The organism is Micromonospora sp. ZG13, from assembly GCF_059359355.1.
Genome location: NZ_JCADBQ010000008.1, coordinates 174,912 through 192,508, shown reverse-complemented (window position 1 = coordinate 192,508; position 17,597 = coordinate 174,912). Strand labels below are relative to the sequence as shown.

Here is a 17,597-nt window from a genome sequence, read left to right as displayed (position 1 = left end):
TGGCCACCACGCGGACCGCCGACCGCCCCGCAGCCCCTCCGCAGTGGTGCGGGGCTCAGCGGTTCAGTATCCGGCGTACCCGGCCGCCGATCACCTGCTTCACCCGGGTCTGGAGCCGTTGCCCGCGCAGGGTCTCGGTCTCCTTGCGCAGTGCGGCGTTGCGGTCGCGCAGCCACTGGATCCGCTCCAGCAACGCGTCGGTGGCGGTCGCGGCGGCGGGGCGTACGGCCGGCGGGAAGGCGGTGGAGCGCACCTGCGCGTCGAACCGGGCCGCGCTGTCGCCGTCGGCGAAGGCGTTGCCCAGGTCGTGCCTGGCCAGGAAGGCGAGCATGGTCTCGTAGCGCGACCGGTGGCCCGCGTTGAGCGCCGTGTAGTCCGCCTCCTCGTAGAGTTGGGCGGCGTCGACGTCGACCGGCACCTCCGTCATCACCCGGTGCGGGATGTCGAAGTACCGGGCGAGTTCCAGGGTGCGCGAGTCGTGGGCGAAGAGGTAGCCGGGCGTGCCGGAGACCAGCGCGGTGATGGTGCCGTGGATCCGGGTGCCGAACGCGAACTCGAACCCGGAGAGGTAGTCCATCCAGGTCCAGGGGTCGACGAACATCCGCACCTTGTCCTCGGTGAACAGCGGGTGCGAGGTGTGGATCGGGATCTTGCTGGACCGGCCGCGGTCGGCGGGGGCGTCGCCGTAGAGCAGCGTGCCGAGCGTCTTGAGGTCCTGCGGCAGGTAGCGCAGGTTCGGGTACCGCGCGTGATGACGGGCGATGATCTCCGCCATCGACGTGACGTAGGGCGAGACGGTGAGCGCGAGCCGGTCCTCCGGAGCCAGCGCGGCCTTGCGCTTCTCCACCCGCAGGCCGTCGCCGTGCAGGAACATCGAGGGGCAGCCGATCACGTCGACGGCCGAGAAGCCCAGGGTGCGCAGGTAGTCCCGGGTGATCTCGCCCCGTACGCCGATGCTGTGCGAGCGGTCGAGGACGGCCCGTACGAAGCGGGTCACGACGTCGTCGATCGGGCGCAGGTACTCCCGGTCGCCGTGGATGTCGGTCTGCACGCCCACCCCGAGCACCACCACCGGGATCTTGAGCTGCTCGATGAGCTTCGTCATGACCTCGACGCGGTGGGCGTAGCTGCGCCGGAAGGCGTTGGCGAGCGGCACCACGTAGACGTCGTACCGCTCGTTGATCATGTCCGCGTCGCGCGGGTCGATCCTGAACTCCGTCGAGGTGATCTCGGCGGTGGCGGTACGCAGGAGCTTGTGGGCGGCGTGGCTGAAGACCAGGTTGCCGTTGTTGTCGCCGATCCAGTTCCGTTCGTGCGTCTCCTCCGGGGAGTAGACGTCGAAGGGGCCCTTCTTCGCCCGCATCAGGATCCGCTGGTGCATCCGTCCCCGCCTCTCGTGGCCTCCGGGTCCCGGAATACTAGCCACCGGTCGGCGCGGATCCGGAGGCTGTCGCCGCCCGTCACGGTTCGGGACGCAACGGTCACCGAGGGGCGGGAGGAACGCGCGCCGCCTGGTGGGACGGAACGGACACTCACGGACGGGACGGAAAAGAGTCTCAGGGGCGCCGGGTAGGGTGCCCGGCGGGGCGGCGCCGACCGGTGGGCCGCCGACGGGCCCCGCGCAGGTGCCCGACGGGGCCGAGGAGGAGACGTACGTGCTGGTGACCCTGGGGATCTTCGGGATGCCGGCATGACGGGGACCGCGACCGACGCGCCGGCCGTCCGGCCCGCGTCCCCGGCCAGCCGCCTGCCGTCGCTGACCGGGCTGCGCTGGGTCGCCGCCCTGCTCGTCTTCGGTTTCCACGTCGCGACGATGGGCATCATCGCCGAGCCCGGCCACAAGGCCGTCGTGGACTGGGCCTTCGCCCTCGGCCTCTCCGGCGTGCAGTTCTTCTTCATCCTCAGCGGCTTCGTGCTGGTCTGGTCGGCCCGGCCCAGCGACACCCGCCGGGCGTTCTGGCGCCGCCGGGTGGCCAAGATCTGGCCGAGCCACGTGGTGCTGTGGGTGGCGGCCCTGGCGGTCGCGGCCTGGTTCGCCGACCCCGTGGACCGGGTCGTCGCGGTGGAGAACCTCTTCCTCCTCCAGGCTTGGGACCCCCGGCCGGGCCACTTCTACAGCATCAACACGGTCAGCTGGTCGCTGTCCTGCGAGTTCTTCTTCTACCTCTGCCTGCCGTTGGCCCTGCCGTTCATCCGCCGGGCCCGGCCGTGGGCGCTGTGGGCCGTCGTGGTCGCGGTGCCGCTGCTGATCCTGGCGCTCTGGCCGGCCCAGTCCCTGGTGCCGGAGGAGAGCCGCTGGTGGTTCACGCAGGTCTTCCCGCCGGTGCGGTCGCTGGAGTTCTGGATGGGCGTGGCCGCCGCCGAGCTGATGCGGCGCGGCCGGTGGCGGGGCCCGGGCCTGCCGGTGGCCAGCCTGGTCTTCGTGGCGACCTGGGTGCTCGCGGCGCAGTGGGTCCGTGCCGAACTGTGGGCGGCGCTGCTCTCGGTGGCGTACATCCTGGTCATCGCGGCGGCGGCGGACGCCGACGTGCGCGGGCGGCGCTCGCCGTGGCGGTCCCGCCCGATGGTCTGGCTCGGCGAGGTCTCCTTCGCCTTCTACCTGGTGCACGTCCTGGTGATGATCAGCGTCCTGCGGTTCACCGGCGACTGGGGCGTCGGGTTCCCCGGCTGGTGGGGGCTGGCGGTGGTGCTCGGCTTCCTGCTGGTCAACCTGGCCCTGGCCGCCCTGCTGCACCGCTTCGTCGAGACGCCCATGATGCGGCTGCTCACCCCGCGCAGGGCGGCCCGCCCGACGCCGCGGGACGGGGACGACGGCGGGAAGGACCCCGGCGCCTCCGGGCCGCCGCCGGGGCAGCGGGGCGACGCCGTGCCGCGTCCCCGGCCCGCCGACCACCCCGCGGCGTACGTCGACTCGCGCTGACCGCCCCGGCGCGGGCCGACCCGCCCGCGCGGCCAGCGCCCCGGGGCGGAATCCCACCCGTCGAGAAAGCCCGACCGTTTCCGTGACGCCGGTCACCGCGACGCCGAACCGGTCATCGGGCGCGGCCGGGTCGTTTCCCGCCGGGGTTTCGGGGTCGATGCCCGCCACTCGTCCCGTTGTCACCCTCGGGCGCCGGCAGAAACGGTCGTCCCATTGAGTCACGTCAGTGGTGAGGTGCCCGCAAAAATTGCGTCCCCATCAAGGTTTAAGCAGGTGGGGTGGGGTTGGCAGGGGGCGGACCGGCCAGTAATGTCGGCGCGTCCGGTGCGGTACCCGATCGTCCAGAGGCGACGCCGCACCGACCCGCCTAATCGTGAACGACGAGCCGGGGACCCAGTGCTTCGTGGGGTGAATCCGTGGGCCGCAGGCCTGTGGTAGGGCGTTCTTCCCGCCCGAATCCGTCAGCTAACCCGGTCGGCGGCGTCGGAAGGAGTTCCATCCCCGTGCAGCACCCACCCACCCCTCGGTTGTTCCGCCGTCTCCACGGCGCCGCGGTGCCCGCGCTCGCCCCTTCGCAGGTCGCGAGCTGACCGACCGGTCACCGTCCGTCGCCCGGCATCCCGGGCGCATTCCCTGAGTGGCCCACGACCCGCACGGACGCCCGTCCGCGCGGTCGGTCCGCCCTGCCCTCGGCGCGGACCGCCGGCCGCTCGCCCCCCGAGCCCGTGGAGGAAATCGTGAAGCACCACCTCAGGCGACAGCTACGTCGCCTCACGTCCGAGCGTTCGTACCAGTTGGCCGCCGCGTCCGCCGCGGCGCTCGTGCTGGCGTCGGGCACGGGCGCGCTGCTGGCCGGAGCCGACGAGGCCCCCGCCGCCGCGCAGGCCCCGGTCGCCGCGAGCGAGCCACGCGAGGACACCGCGGCCTCGCGCGGCCAGGCCCGGATCGCGACGGCCCCGTCCAGCGCGGCCCCGGCCACCGCCACCGCCACCGCCGCCCCCTCGGCCAGCGCCACCAGCACCGCCCCGGACCCGGACCTGACGCGCAAGCCGGAGCCGCCGAAGCCCCCGGCCGCGAAGAGCCTGGACTACGACTACCAGGCCCAGACCACGTTCTACAACTGCGGTCCGGCGGCCGTCCGGCACGCCCTCAGCGCCGCCGGCATCGCGCGCAGCCAGGACGCCCTCGGTGCCCAGCTGGGCACCGACCAGATGGGCACCGACTCGGCCCAGGACACCACCCGCGTGCTGAACGCGACGGTGAAGGGCGAGCCGTACCGGACCCGGATGATCCCCGGCGGCGCCGCCACCCCGGCGCAGATGGACCGGCTCCAGGCCGACGTCGTCGCGGCCATCGGTGACGGGCGGGGCGTCGTGGTGAACGTCGCGGGAAGCGCCACGGACACCGACGGCGGCTGGCACTCGTTCCCCGGCGGCCACTACATCGCCGTGGTCGGCTACCAGGACGAGGGACGGCTCGTGAAGATCGCCGACTCGGCGAACCCGGCGACCGCGTCGTACTGGATGAGCACCATCGCCCTGGCGAACTGGGCTGCCACCCGCGGCTACTCCGCCTGAGCGATCCCGACGGGCGTCGGCCCCCCACCCCGGGGGCCGGCGCCCGCTGTCGTGTCCGGGTCACGGCCCTCGCCCGGCGCCCCGGTCGGTGACAGACTGCGCGGCATGGTCGATGAATCGGGTGACCGCGACGGCCGGCGCGTGCTTCTGCTGCTGCACGGCATGGGTGCGACCGGCGACGTGTGGCTGCCCTGCGCGTCGCTGCTGGAGCGTCGCTGGGCGGGACGGTGGCTGGCGCCGGACCTCGCCGGCCACGGCTGGTCGCCGCCGCTGCCGGAGTACTCGTTCGCGGGGCTGGCCGGGCGGATCGCCGCCGGGCTGACGGCGGGCGACCGGCTCGTCGTGCTGGGGCACTCCCTCGGCGGGGTGGTCGGGCTGGCGCTCGCCGCCCGCGGCGCCGGGGTTCCGGTCGAGGCCGTGGTCGGCGTCGGCATCAAGGCGGTCTGGTCGCCGGCCGAGCTGGCGAAGGCGGGTGAGCTGGCGGCCCGTCCGGTGACCTGGTTCGCGAGCCGGGACGAGGCGGCCCGCCGCTACCTGCGGGTGGCCGGCCTGACCGGGCTCTTCGCACCGGACCATCCCGTCGTGGAGGCCGGGCTGCGGCAGGTCGACGGCCGCTGGCGGCTGGCGATGGACCCCGCCGCGTTCGACGTGGGCGAGCCGGAGCTGCCCGCGCTGCTGGCGGCGACCGACGTGCCGGTGCTGCTGGCCCGTGGCGAGCACGACCCCATGGTCACCGACGCTCAGCTCAAGGAGCTGGGCGTGCCGGTCGCCACCCTGCCCGGCCTCGGGCACAACGCCCACGTGGAGGCCCCCGGGACGGTCCTGGACCTCGTCGAGCCGTACCGCTGACCGTCCCCGCCGGGGCGGGTCAGGTGGCGGGGGAGAGCGTCGCCTCGTCCGGGTCGACCGGCAGGCCGGGCCCGCCGGCGGTACGCGGGGCCGGCGGGTTCCAGCCCTCGTCGAGCTGCCGCCGCGCGGCCGTCAGGAACGCCTCGGCGTACGACTCGGCGGGGAAGTCGCCCAGGTAGCGGCTCCGGGTGACCCAGCGGGCGGAGGCCAGCGGATCGGTGTCCAGCAGCGCGGTCAGCACCTCGTCCGCGTTGGACATGTCGCGCCGCAGCACGTAGCCCGATCCGGCGAGCGGGAACTGCTCGCAGAACCGGTCGCCGGAGCCCACCATGTCGGTCACCGCGTACGGCTTGCCGGAGTAGAGGTAGTCGGAGATCACCCCGGACACGTCGGAGATCAACGCGTCCGAGCGGTTCACGCACTCGGTCAGGGTCAGCTCCCGGCTGGCGGCGGCGCCGAAGACGTGCTGCCGGCCGCTGCGCGCCCGGTCGGCGGCCAGCAGTTCGGTGAGCCGGCCCAGCTGCCGGGCGGACGCCGGGTTCTGCGAGGTGTACGGGTGGGCCCGCAGGATCACCGTCGCGCCCCGGTCGAGCAGCCGGCGCAGCAGCGTCTCGGCCACCGGCAGGGAGCAGTAGTTCGCGTCCGCGTTGTGCCCGGTCCAGGTCGGCGTGTAGAGCACGGTCGGGTCGGCCCGGCCGTGCGCCGGCTCGGGGCGTACCTCGATCGACTCGACCTGCGGGCGGCCGACGACGACGAACTTCTCCGCCGGGATGTCCACCCCGGCGCGGGCGTACCGGTCGATGGCGGCCTGGCCGGCGACGAAGATCCGGTCGAAGATCGCCGAGACGGGGTTGGCGCTGGGCGCCTTGTCGCTGTCGCCGTGGTGCAGTTGGACGTGGGTCAGCTGGGTGAAGCGGATGCAGTGGCTGTTCTTCGCGCCGTGGTTGACGTAGAAGGCCACCCGCAGGCTGGGCACCAGCGCCTCGTCCATCGCCCTGGTGGTGGGGCAGTAGACCACGGGAGCGCTGGTGGCCGCCGCGATCAACGGCAGGAACTCCGGCTCGCGCACCATCACCAGGAACGGCCGGCCGATCCGCTCCAGGTACGGCAGCCACATGGTGACCTGGTACTCCGAGCCCGGCGGCGCGGAGAAGTGCAGCAGGAACTCAGGCTGGTGCCGGCGCAGCGCGCGGGACACCGCCGAACCGCCGGCCCCCGGGCGGAACCGGCGCCGGGCCAGGTCCAGCCCGACCGCCCCGGCGCCGGCGGCCACCAGCAGTACGGCCGCCAGCGCGACGCCGGCCGGCAGGCCCGCGACGGCCGCCAGCGCCAGCAGGGCCAGCAGCCCCGACAGGGCGTCGCCGAGGCGGGCGGCGACCAGCGGCGTCCAGGAGCGCACCGGCAGGTTCGCGGCGCGCACCTCCAGGCCGCCCGCGTCCCGCAGCGGATTGACCAGCAGCACCAGCCCCAGCAGGACCAGGGCGGTCGCGGCCAGCGCGGGATCGAAGCCGGCGTCGAGGCGGCGGGCGTAGCCGACCAGGATCGCCGCCGCGACCAGCGCGGTCTCCGCCGCGTTGTCGGCGCCCGGGCGTACCCGCCGCTCCCAGGCGGCCGCCGCGAGGGCGCCCACGGCCAGCCCCAGCCCCCAGCCGGTCGCGCCGGTCAGCGCGACGACGAGGAACGCCAGCACCGCCAGGCCGGTGGCCAGCGCGCGGGCGAGCAGCTTCCGAACCAGGTCACCACGCATGTCGGCTCCGTTTCCCGCCGTGGTCCGAATCCGCCGTCAGCCGGCGTCGGCGAGGCTCGCGTCCCGCTCGGCCCGCGCGGGCCCCGGCTGGGCCGGCACCTCGCCGGGGGCGCGACGCACGTCGATGACCTGACCGGTCAGGTCCGAGATCAGCACGTCCAGCGACGACCGGGCGACGGTCTCGGCGGCGAGCAGGGTGTGCTCCGGCTCCTCGCCGAACGCCTTGGTGCGCATCGGGGTCGCGGTCCGCTCGGGGTTGACGCAGTTGACCCGTACGCCGAACTCCGCCCACTCGTCGGAGAGCGCCTGCGTGAGGTTGACCAGGGCCGCCTTGGTGGAGGAGTAGAGCGCGTAGCGGGCCCGGCCCCGGGTGTAGGAGCTGGAGGTGTAGAGCAGCAGCTGACCCTTGGTCTGCTGGAGGTAGGGCAGCGACTGGCGGGCCACGATGACCGGTCCCACGAAGTTGACCTGGAGCACCCGGTCCATGGTCTCCTGGTCCATCTCGGCGAGGGCGCCCTTCTCCAGGATGCCGGCGGTGACCACCACGTGGTCGATCCGGCCGGTGGCCTCGAAGGCGGTCTTCAGCGCCGCCTCGACGTCCTCGGCGCGCTCGACGTGGGTGCCGGTGCTGGAGCGGCTGAACGGGAAGACCTGCGCGCCGTAGCGGCGGGCCAGCTCGGCGAGGTCGTGGCCGATGCCGTAGCTGCCGCCGAAGATCACGATGGTCCGGCCGGTCAGCTCCTCGGTGTAGCTGCGCTCGTCGGTCACCCGGGGCGCCTGCGCGGCGGCGAGCTGGAACAGCTTGTCCGCCAGATGTACGTCGACCGGGTGGGTGACCTTGATGTTCTCGTCGGAGCCGTCGATGACCTTGATCGGCGTGCCGGGCAGGTAGCGCAGCACCACCCCGCAGTCGTCGGTGGCGGCGAAGTGCGGGTCGCCCTCGGCGAGCCGGTAGGCCTCGCGGATGGTGCCCGAGCGGAACGCCTGCGGCGTCTGGCCCCGGCGCAGCGAGGAACGCACCGGGATGTCGGTGATGCAGTCGTCCTCGTCGACCTGGACGATCGTGTCGGCCGACGGGATCGCCACGTCGACCGCCGAGTACGTCCAGAGCGCGTTCACGCACTCGCGGACGATCCGGCCGCTCACCAGGGGCCGCACCGCGTCGTGGAAGAGGATGTTGCAGTCGTCCTCGCCGACGGCGTCGAGCGCGATCCGGGTGGTGGCGTTGCGGGTGTCGCCGCCCTCGATCACCTTGGTGACCTTGCGGAACCCGGCCTTGTCGACGATCTGCTGGGCGTCGGCGACGTGCCCCGTGGCCATCAGCACGACGATCTCGTCGATCTCGGGCGCCGCCTCGAAGACCGCCAGGGTGTGCTCGATGATCGGCTTACCGGCGATCTTGAGCAGCTGCTTCGGGATGCCGAGGCCCAGCCGGGTCCCGGTGCCGCCGGCCAGCACCACCGCCACCGTCCGCGAGGGCCGCCACGGTACCGGGTTCTCCGGTGCGGCGGTCGGGCCAGCGGTGTGGTCCTGCGTCATTGCCGAAGCCTCACTCTCAGGGTGCGTGAACAGAAGGTTCCGCCCGGGCGGCGACCGGATGAACCTTAACGCGCGGACCGCGCCGCCCCCACGGGGCGACGCGGTCGGCCGGCACCGGGCGGATGCCGTACGTGCGCCGGGGCGCTACTTGCCGCTGAACGCCTCGTACTCCCGGACGACCTCGTCGGTCGGGCCGTCCATGCGCAGGACGCCCGATTCCAGCCAGATCGTCCGCTCGCAGGTGTCCCGGATCGAGGAGAGCTGGTGGCTGACGAGGAACACCGTGCCGGCGCCCTCCCGCAGCTCCCGTACCCGCCGCTCGCTGCGCTTGCGGAAGATCTTGTCGCCGGTGGCGAGGGCCTCGTCGATGAGCAGCACGTCGTGCTTCTTGGCCGCGGCGATGGAGAACCGCAGCCGGGCCCCCATGCCGGAGGAGTAGGTGCGCATCGGCAGCGAGGCGAAGTCGCCCCGCTGGTTGATGCCGGAGAAGTCGATGATCTCCGGGGTCCGCCGCTGCACCTCCTCGGGCGACATGCCCATGGCCAGGCAGCCCAGCACGACGTTGCGCTCGCCGGAGAGGTCGTTGAGCAGGGCCGCGTTGACCCCGAGCAGCGAGGGCTGCCCCTGCGTGTAGACCGCGCCGCGGTTGACCGGCAGCAGGCCGGCGATGGCGCGCAGCATGGTCGACTTGCCGGAGCCGTTGCTGCCGATCAGCCCGATCGCCTCGCCCCGGTACGCGGTGAAGCTGACCCCCTTGACCGCGTGCACCTCCCGGATGTTCGGCGCCGAGGTGCGGCTCATGATCCGCTTGAGCGCGCCGACCGGGCCGCCGCCCCCACCGGCGCCCTTGTGGATCCGGTAGATGACGTGTGCGTCGTCCACCACCACGGTGGGGATGCGCTCCCGCACCTTGGGCAGCGTCACCGTCACGTCGTTGGACGACTCGAAGTGCTCAACCACGGCCGTACTCCTGTTCGCCTCGCCAGAAGTAGATGAAACCTCCGACGCCCATCACGATCGCCCAGCCCAGCGCCGTCACCCAGAGCTGGGGCAGGGAGGAGCTGAGCGTCGGGGTGTTCTCCAGCAGCGAGACCCGGGCCAGCTCGATGTAGACCAGCGCCGGGTTGAGCTCGACCAGCCTGGAGGCCCAGGAGGGCAGCTGCTCGCTGAAGAGGTCCACGCTGTAGAGCACCCCGGAGCCGTACATCCAGGCGCGCATGACGAAGGGCATGACCTGCTTGAGGTCCGCCAGCTTCGAGCCCAACCGGGCCATCGCCATGGTCAGCCCGGCGTTGAAGACCGTCTGGAGCAGGATCGCCGGCGGCAGCATCAGCCAGGCCAGGGTGATCGGCTCGCCGGTCACCAGCACGATGAGGACGAGCACCACCATCGAGCCGAGCAGCTGCTGGAACTGGGTGATCGTCACGGCCAGCGGCAGGCAGGCCCGGGGGAAGTGCAGGGCCCGGATCAGGCCCAGGTTGCTGGTGATCGACTGCGTGCCGTTCTGCACCGCGGTCTGGGTGAAGTTGAAGATGAACAGACCGGTGCAGAGGTAGGCGATGAAGTTCGGGGTCCTGTCCTGCTCCAGCACCACGCCGAAGATCAGGTAGTAGACCGCCGCGTTGGTCAGCGGGGTGAGCACCTGCCACAGCTGCCCCAGCCGGGCGTTGCTGAACGACGCCACCAGCTTGGCGTTGGCGTACGCGGCGATGAAGTGCCGGTAGTGCCAGAGCTGCCCCGCGTATTCGCCCAGGGACGGCCGTTCGCCGGCGAACCGGAGACCGTAGCGCTGGGCGAGCTGGGCCCCGGTGAGCCCGGAATCCGGGTCCGCCACCGTGGTGTTGGCCATGGTTAGGCGCTCCGATCTCTTTCGTGCCAACGGGTTGTGCGCGACGACGGGAGAGCGTGGCCGGTGCGGAGCGCCGCCTCGTCGCCGGGCGAACCGTAGTGGAAAACACGTCGGGACGCAACCGTACCGTCGCTGCGCTACATTGTTGCACGTGAAGACCGATAAGAGGCGGGTGCCGGCCGGTGCGGCGGTGCTCCGTGACGACATCACCACGGCCATCCGCCGCGCGGTCACCCAGGAGCTGGCGGAGGTCGGCTACGGGCGGTTGTCGATAGAGGCGGTGGCCCGGCGGGCCGGGGTCAGCAAGACGGCGATCTACCGCCGGTGGCGCTCCAAGCTCGAGCTGGTGCTGGACATGGTCTCCGCGGTCGCCGGGCGCAAGCTGCCGATGGTGGACGCCGGCAGCCTGCACGGCGACGTGGAGCTGCTGCTGCTCGTCGCCGCCGGTGCGCTACGCCACCCGCTGGCCTCGCAGATCATCCCGGACCTGCTCGCCGAGGCGGCGCGCAACCCGCAGATCGCCGAGACCCTCCAGCGGACGCTGACCGGCTACCAGGACCGGGTCGGCGAACTCGTCATCGGCCGGGCGGTCGAGCGGGGCGAGCTGCCGGCGGGAGCCGACCGGCGCGGCGCGGCGGATCTGATCGTCGGGCCGGTCTACTGGCGGCTGGCGATTTCGCGGACACCTCTTGACACGCCGGAGATCGCCCGCATGGCCGCCGCGATCGTCGCGGCCCTACGGGTAGCATGTACCGGTCCGTCCCTCGACGAACCGGCGGTGTGGGACACCCGGTCCCTGACCGCTTCTGAACCCCACCGGGCCGGTGCGTGAACGTTGACCTCGTCGGTCTCGACCCGATCTGCAACGGGCTAGTATCGCACCCCGAACCCCACCCGAGCACCATCTGACACAGGAGGATGCCCCATGGCTGGGCCGCACCCAGAGTTCATTCCCCCAGCGCGGCCGATCATCGGTGACGCCGAGATCGAAGCGGCTGTTCGGGTGCTCCGCAGCGGCCGGGTGGTGCAGGGTCCCGAGGTCGCGGCCTTCGAGGAGGAGTTCGGCGAGCTGGTCGCCGGGCGGCACTGCGTCGCGGTGAACTCGGGCACCTCCGCCCTGCAGCTCACCCTCATGGCCCTCGGCTTCGGCCCGGGTGACGAGGTCATCGTGCCGTCGTTCTCCTTCGCGGCCAGCGCGAACGCCGTCCGGCTGGTCGGCGCCGAGCCGGTCTTCGTGGACATCGAGGCGGGCAGCTTCTGCCTCGACCCCGAGGCGGTCGCCGCCGCGGTCACCCCGCGCACCGTGGCGATCATGCCGGTCCACCTCTACGGCCACCCCGCCGCGATGGACCGGATCATGGCGATCGCCGAGCGGCACGGCCTGGCCGTCGTCGAGGACGCCGCCCAGGCCCACAGCGCCGCGCTGAACGGCACCCCGGTCGGCGCCTTCGGCACCGCCGGCTGCTTCAGCTTCTACCCGACCAAGAACATGCACGCCCTGGAGGGCGGCATGGTCAGCACCGGCGACGCCGAGCTGGCCCGCACCCTGCGGCTGCTGCGCAACCAGGGCATGGAGCAGCGGTACGCCAACGAGATCGTCGGCGCGAACATGCGGATGACCGACGTCGCGGCGGCCATCGGCCGGGTCCAGCTGGGCCAGCTGGGCGAGTGGACCGAGCAGCGCCGGGCCAACGCCAAGTTCCTCGACTCGAAGATCACCGGCATGGTCACCCCGCCGGTCGCCGACGCCGCCCGGCACGTCTACCACCAGTACACGGTGCGGGTGCAGGGCGACCGGGACGCCGCCCAGCAGCGCCTCACCGAGCTGGGCATCGGCAACGCCGTCTACTACCCGACCCCGATCCACCGGCTCAAGCCCTACCTGACCGAGGACGGCAAGCCCGGCCCCTGGGACCTGCCGGAGACCGAGCGGGCCGCCGCCGAGGTCGTCTCCCTGCCGGTGCACCCCTCGCTGACCGAGGCCGAGCTGGAGCGCATCGCCGAGGGCGCGAACCTCGCCGGGGGTGCCCGATGAGCGCCGGCCGCAAGCTGCGCGCCGGCCTGATCGGCCTCGGCGCGATGGGCCGCAACCACGCCCGCGTCCTCGCCGGCCTGGACGGCGTCGAGCTGGTCGGCATCGTCGACCCGGCCGGCGACACCACCGGCACGCTGCGCGCACCGGTCGTACCCGAGCTCGGCGACCTGCTCGCCCTCGGCGTCGACTACGCGGTGGTGGCCTGCCCGACGGCGCTGCACGAGCAGGTCGGCATGGAACTGGCCGCCAACGGCGTCAGCGCCCTGATCGAGAAGCCCCTCGCGCAGAGCGTGGACGCGGCGATGCGGCTCGTCGAGGCGTTCGAGGCCGCCGGCCTGGTGGCCGGGGTGGGGCACATCGAGCGTTACAACCCCGCCCTGCAGAACCTGCGCACCCGGCTGGAGGCGGGCGAGCTGGGCGAGGTCTACCAGGTCGTCACCCGCCGGCAGGGCCCGTTCCCGCACCGCATCGCCGACGTCGGCGTGGTGATGGACCTGGCCACCCACGACATCGACCTGACCAGCTGGGTGACCGGCCAGGAATACACCTCGGTGTCGGCCCGGACGGTCTCGCGCAGCGGCCGGCTGCACGAGGACATGGTCGCCGTGGTGGGGCAGCTCGCCGACGGCACCATGGTCAACCACCTCGTCAACTGGCTGAGCCCGCTCAAGGAGCGGTCCACGGTGATCACCGGTGACCGGGGCTGCTTCGTCGCCGACACCCTCACCGCCGACCTCACCTTCTACGCCAACGGCGCCATCGACACCGAGTGGGAGGCGCTGCGCGCGTTCCGGGGCGTCGCCGAGGGCGACATGGTGCGCTACGCGATCCCGAAGCGGGAGCCGCTGCTGGTCGAGCACGAGCGCTTCCGCGACGCGGTCGAGGGCAAGGAGAGCGACATCGTGACCCTGCGCCAGGGCCTGCGAACGGTCGAGGTGGCCGGCGCCGTCCTGCGCTCCGCGACCGACGGCAGCACGATCGCCGTGGGCACGGGCACCGCGTCCCCGGCGGGGGACACCCTCTCCACCCGCTGACCCCGGGCGACCGCGGTCCGCGTCCGGCGGACCGCGGTCGGGCACCCTCCACCGCCAGCCCTCCTCCACGAAGGACAGCGCATGTCAACGCCCCGCCGAGCGCCGCGGCTCGTCGTACTGGTCGCCAACGGCATCACCGGCGACTCCCGCGTACAGAAGACCGCCATCGCCGCCGCCCGGGACGGGTGGGACGTGGTCCTGGTGGGCCGGAGCAGCCGCAAGAAGGGCGAGCCGGAGCGCTCCGCCATGGGGCCGATCCAGGTCATCCGGGTGCCGGTGCCGCAGACCCTGTCGCGCCGGCCGGCCCGCGAGCACCGGGTCCGCCGTACGCTGACGCAGTTCGGCATCCCGGACAAGTCCGCGCTGGCGCGCTACCGCGCCTCGCACCAGGCCTGGCTGCGGTCGCAGACGGCGAAGCGCAACCCTCCGCCGCGCGCCTGGCTACGGGCGCACGAGGCGGTCCACCAGTTCCGGCTGCGGGCCTGGGGCTGGGAACAGTTCCACAGCACCCAGCCGCTGCCGCCGACCGGCGACTGGCGGACCGACTGGCCGACGCTGCTCGACATCGACCTGGCGTTCGGGCCGGTGCTGGAGGAGCTGGAGCCGGACGTCATCCACGCCAACGACATCAACACGATCCCGACCGCGGCGATGAGCGCCGCGCGGCTGCGGGCGCGTGGGCGCGGCTGCGTCTGGCTCTACGACGCCCACGAGTACGTGCAGGGCGTCGCCTGGCCCAAGCCGCAGCAGGCCAGCGGCGTGCGGGCCGCCGAGCGGGAGTTCATCGGCCGGGCCGACGCGGTGGTCACCGTCTCCGAGCAGATCGCGGAGAAGCTCCAGACCGAGTACGGGCTGCCGAAGACCCCGATGGTGGTGGGAAACTCGCCGGTGCGCGAGGGCATCCGCAGCGGCGCCGTGACCGCCTCCGTACGGGAGCGTGCCGGCATCGCCGAGGGCGTGCCGCTGATGGTGTACGCGGGCTGGATCGGCAAGGAACGCGGGCTGGACACCGTCATCGCGGCGCTGCCGCAGCTGCCGGAGCACCACCTGGCCCTGGTCAGCGGCCGGATGACCCCGCTGCTGGAGGAGCTGCTCGCCCGGGCCGAGGCGAACGGCACGCGCGACCGGGTGCACGTGGTTCCCTACGTCGCCCCGTACGAGGTCGCCGACTACCTCAGCTCCGCCGACCTCGGCCTCATCCCGTTCCAGCGGACCCCGAACTGCGAGCTGTCCCTGCCGACGAAGGTCTCCGAGTACCTGCACGCCGGCCTTCCCCTGGTCACGAGCGACGTGCAGGTGGTCCGGGCGTTCGTCGAGGGGCACGACATCGGGGAGACCTTCACCTCCGGCGACGTGGCGGGCTTCACGGAGGCGGTACGCCGGGCCACCGCCCGCCGGGCCGAGCTGGCCGCGCACATCAGCGAGCCGATCCTCGACGACCTGTCCTGGGAGCGGCAGAGCAGCAAGCTGCTCCAGCTCTACCGGGACCTCTCCGGCGTCGCGCCCGCCGGCCCGCGCGACGTGCCGTGGACGGTGCAGGAGCGCCCGGTCACCGCGCCGTCGACGGGCACCGCCGAGCCGCGTCCCCTGGGCGGCTGGCGCGAGCTCGGTGACACGCCGATCCGCCTCGGTCTCGGTCCGGCCAACTACGCCGGCCAGGCCGCCGCCTTCGCCCGGGCCATCTGCCGCGACAACACCGACGTGTCGGTGCAGGTGGTGATGAACAAGCTGCCCGGCTCGTTCGACTACCCGGCGGACATCTACCTCGACTCGCTGCGGCAGCCGGAACTCGACTTCCAGCTGGAGCAGCTCAACCGGGTGCTCAGCCAGTACACCCACGTGCTGGTGGACGCGTTCATGCCGCTGTTCGGCCAGCTCAACGGCGACAACATCGAGGGCGACCTGCCGGCGCTGCGCAAGGCCGGGATCAAGGTCGCGCTGCTGGCGCACGGCAGCGAGATCCGGCACCCGGACCGCCACCAGCAGCGCCACGAGTTCTCCCTGTTCAGCGACGCGCCCGACGGGATCGCCGCGAAGCTGCGCAAGAAGGCCGAGCGCAACCGCCGGGTGGCGGAGGAGTCCGGGCTGCCGGCCTTCGTGACCACGCCGGACCTGCTCGAGGACCTGCCCTGGGCGACGTGGGCCCCGCTGGTGGTGGACGTCGACGCCTGGGCCTGCGACCGGCCGGTGATGCAGCGCCCCCGGCCGCTGGTGCTGCACGCGCCGTCCAAGCGGTGGACCAAGGGCACCGACCGGATCCTGCCGGCGATGCAGGCCCTGCACGACCGGGGCGTCATCGAGCTGCGGCTGGCCGAGGGGGTCGCCTGGGCCGAGATGCGTGAGCTGGTCCGCGACTGCGACCTGGTGCTCGACCAGTTCACCACGGGCAGCTTCGGCACCTTCGCGGTCGAGGCGATGGCCGCCGGCAAGCCGGTGGTGGCCTACCTCAGCGAGCAGGTCACGAAGACCGTCGGCGGCGACCTGCCGATCGTCAACGCCACCCCGACCAACCTCACCTCGGTCGTGGAGTCCCTGCTCGACGACCGGGAGGCGACCGCCAAGATCGGCCTGGCCTCCGCCGAGTACGCCCGCACCTATCACGACGGCACCTGGACGGCCCGTCAGCTCACCTCGTTCCTTCGCTGAGACGACGCGCCGGCGGCCGTCCGTCCCCCCGCTGAGGCGGGAGGCGGGCGGCCGTCGGCCGTCAGGCCCGGGCCCACGAGCGACGGCGGCCCGGACGATTCCGATCGTCCGGGCCGCCGTCGGCGCTCGCGGTGGGGGCGGTCAGAAGACCGCGCGGACGTACGGGATCTTCGACGCCAGCATGGAGACGGCGAAGGAGATCACCAGCACGGCCGGGTAGGTCAACCCGATGACCTCCAGTGACCGCCCCGCCTCCACGTCGGGGATGAGCTGCCGGAAGACCTCGAAGACCAGCAGGTGGATCAGGAACACCCCGAACGAGGCGTCGGAGAGGCGCGTCACCAGGCGGCCCACCGCGGGGCGCCAGGTGACCCGGGACCCGATGCTCACCGAGGCCATGAAGATCAGCAGGGTGGCGGCGGCGACCAGCGTGCCGGTCGCCATCACCGGGAAGGTGGCCTGGAGCAGCCGGTGCTGGGGCGCCACCCCGAACTGCCAGATCGCCTCGGCCAGCAGCAGGCCGGCGCCGAGCAGGGCGAGCGCCGTCCAGAGCCGGTTGAGCACGACCCGGCGCAGGGCCCAGCCGGCGATGAAGAAGCCGACGTACGGCCACCACCGGTTCCAGCTGGTCAGGATGTTGGGACGGGAGTCGCCGAGGATGAGGGCGATGCCCGGGATCATGTAGGCGACCATCGTCCAGCCCAGCGCGACGCCGGCGGTGACCAGCGCCCGGTGCCGCCCACCGGCGTGCAGGAACGGCGCGAGGACGGGCGCGAGCACGTAGAGCCCGGCGATCAGCCAGAGGAAGTACAGCGCGGTGAAGACCTTGCCGTCGATCAGCAGGCGGGTCAGCAGGGTGAGGCTCATCTCCTCGCCGCGCATCGCCATCCGCACCACGACCACGTACACCACGTGCCACACGATCATGGCGGGGAGGATCCGGGCGAACCGCTTGCGGTAGAACGCCGCCGGGCCGGCCCGGTGTGCCCGGGGGTCGAGCACGAACGCCCCGCTGATCATGATGAACGCGGGTACGGTCCAGATCGCCCCGATGTCGATCGCGGTGGCCACCCACCAGCCGAGGTTGCCGCGCAGGTCGTCCTGGCCCACGATGACGCCGAAGACGTGGATCGCCACCACGCCGCAGATCGCCACGACCCGCAGCGCGTCCAGCCCGTACTCGCGTGGCGGTGGTCCGCCGGCGGGGCGCTGCGGGCCCGGGTCCGTGGTGACGGTGGCTGCGTCCGGCCGGTGCGGCGCCGGCGACGGAGCGGGGCCGGACCCGGCGGCCGGCGCGACGTTGACAGGGTGGGAGGCGGTCACCGGGCCATGCTAGTGCCCCGGCCGGTCGCGTCCGCCGACGATGCTGCGGCCGGTGGGTCGACAGCCGTCGGTCGCCCC

The 17,597-nt window shown here is 72.8% G+C and carries 13 protein-coding genes and 1 riboswitch; of the genes, 7 read left to right on the top strand and 6 right to left on the bottom strand.

Features of this window, described 5'->3' with window-relative positions:
* Window positions 1-55: 55 nt before the first annotated feature.
* The gene (locus AC5L34_RS18720; RefSeq protein ID WP_441176336.1) at window positions 56-1,381 is read right to left on the bottom strand and encodes a polysaccharide pyruvyl transferase family protein; all 1,326 of its coding nucleotides are present in this window, start codon (window positions 1,379-1,381) and stop codon (window positions 56-58) included.
* Between the two features lie 309 nt (window positions 1,382-1,690).
* Here AC5L34_RS18720 and AC5L34_RS18715 point away from each other — a divergent pair, with 309 nt between their 5' ends.
* From AC5L34_RS18715 to AC5L34_RS18705, 3 genes are all read left to right on the top strand, one after another.
* Complete coding sequence (locus AC5L34_RS18715; protein WP_441176337.1) at window positions 1,691-2,920, top strand: acyltransferase family protein; 1,230 nt, start codon at window positions 1,691-1,693, stop codon at window positions 2,918-2,920.
* A 354-nt stretch (window positions 2,921-3,274) separates the two neighbouring features.
* Window positions 3,275-3,415, top strand: a riboswitch (cyclic di-AMP (ydaO/yuaA leader).
* A 230-nt stretch (window positions 3,416-3,645) separates the two neighbouring features.
* On the top strand, window positions 3,646-4,497 hold the full coding sequence (locus AC5L34_RS18710) for a C39 family peptidase (RefSeq protein WP_441176338.1): 852 nt from the start codon (window positions 3,646-3,648) through the stop codon (window positions 4,495-4,497).
* Between the two features lie 105 nt (window positions 4,498-4,602).
* The gene (locus AC5L34_RS18705) at window positions 4,603-5,346 is read left to right on the top strand and encodes an alpha/beta fold hydrolase (protein ID WP_441176339.1); all 744 of its coding nucleotides are present in this window, start codon (window positions 4,603-4,605) and stop codon (window positions 5,344-5,346) included.
* A 19-nt stretch (window positions 5,347-5,365) separates the two neighbouring features.
* On the opposite strand, the gene AC5L34_RS18700 is transcribed toward AC5L34_RS18705, so the two are convergent.
* The 4 genes from AC5L34_RS18700 to AC5L34_RS18685 all read right to left on the bottom strand — a co-directional run bounded on the left by AC5L34_RS18700 (window position 5,366) and on the right by AC5L34_RS18685 (window position 10,481).
* Window positions 5,366-7,093: a CDP-glycerol glycerophosphotransferase family protein gene (locus AC5L34_RS18700; protein WP_441176340.1), complete on the bottom strand. Its 1,728-nt coding sequence runs from the start codon at window positions 7,091-7,093 to the stop codon at window positions 5,366-5,368.
* A 36-nt stretch (window positions 7,094-7,129) separates the two neighbouring features.
* Window positions 7,130-8,632 carry a D-ribitol-5-phosphate cytidylyltransferase gene (locus AC5L34_RS18695; protein ID WP_494826149.1) on the bottom strand — a complete coding sequence of 501 codons (1,503 nt, stop codon included), beginning with the start codon at window positions 8,630-8,632 and terminating at the stop codon, window positions 7,130-7,132.
* Window positions 8,633-8,776: 144 nt separating this feature from the next.
* On the bottom strand, window positions 8,777-9,592 hold the full coding sequence (locus AC5L34_RS18690; protein ID WP_441176342.1) for an ABC transporter ATP-binding protein: 816 nt from the start codon (window positions 9,590-9,592) through the stop codon (window positions 8,777-8,779).
* Window positions 9,585-10,481, bottom strand: a complete 897-nt coding sequence (locus AC5L34_RS18685) for an ABC transporter permease (protein ID WP_441176343.1) — start codon at window positions 10,479-10,481, stop codon at window positions 9,585-9,587. The genes AC5L34_RS18690 and AC5L34_RS18685 overlap by 8 nt, the downstream gene beginning before the upstream one ends.
* Window positions 10,482-10,632: 151 nt before the next feature.
* On the opposite strand from AC5L34_RS18685, the gene AC5L34_RS18680 reads away from it, so the two are divergent.
* From AC5L34_RS18680 to AC5L34_RS18665, 4 genes are all read left to right on the top strand, one after another.
* Window positions 10,633-11,313, top strand: coding sequence for a TetR/AcrR family transcriptional regulator (locus AC5L34_RS18680; protein WP_441176344.1), 681 nt, complete (start codon window positions 10,633-10,635; stop codon window positions 11,311-11,313).
* A gap of 93 nt (window positions 11,314-11,406) precedes the next feature.
* Window positions 11,407-12,516: a DegT/DnrJ/EryC1/StrS family aminotransferase gene (locus tag AC5L34_RS18675; protein WP_494826145.1), complete on the top strand. Its 1,110-nt coding sequence runs from the start codon at window positions 11,407-11,409 to the stop codon at window positions 12,514-12,516.
* Window positions 12,513-13,550: a Gfo/Idh/MocA family protein gene (locus AC5L34_RS18670; protein WP_494826143.1), complete on the top strand. Its 1,038-nt coding sequence runs from the start codon at window positions 12,513-12,515 to the stop codon at window positions 13,548-13,550. Before AC5L34_RS18675 ends, AC5L34_RS18670 begins: the two co-directional genes overlap by 4 nt.
* An 81-nt stretch (window positions 13,551-13,631) precedes the next feature.
* Window positions 13,632-16,196 carry a glycosyltransferase family 4 protein gene (locus tag AC5L34_RS18665; protein WP_441176346.1) on the top strand — a complete coding sequence of 855 codons (2,565 nt, stop codon included), beginning with the start codon at window positions 13,632-13,634 and terminating at the stop codon, window positions 16,194-16,196.
* Between the two features lie 141 nt (window positions 16,197-16,337).
* Here the strand turns inward: AC5L34_RS18665 and AC5L34_RS18660 are convergent, their stop codons facing one another.
* The gene (locus AC5L34_RS18660) at window positions 16,338-17,519 is read right to left on the bottom strand and encodes an acyltransferase (protein ID WP_494826140.1); all 1,182 of its coding nucleotides are present in this window, start codon (window positions 17,517-17,519) and stop codon (window positions 16,338-16,340) included.
* Window positions 17,520-17,597 lie beyond the last annotated feature (78 nt).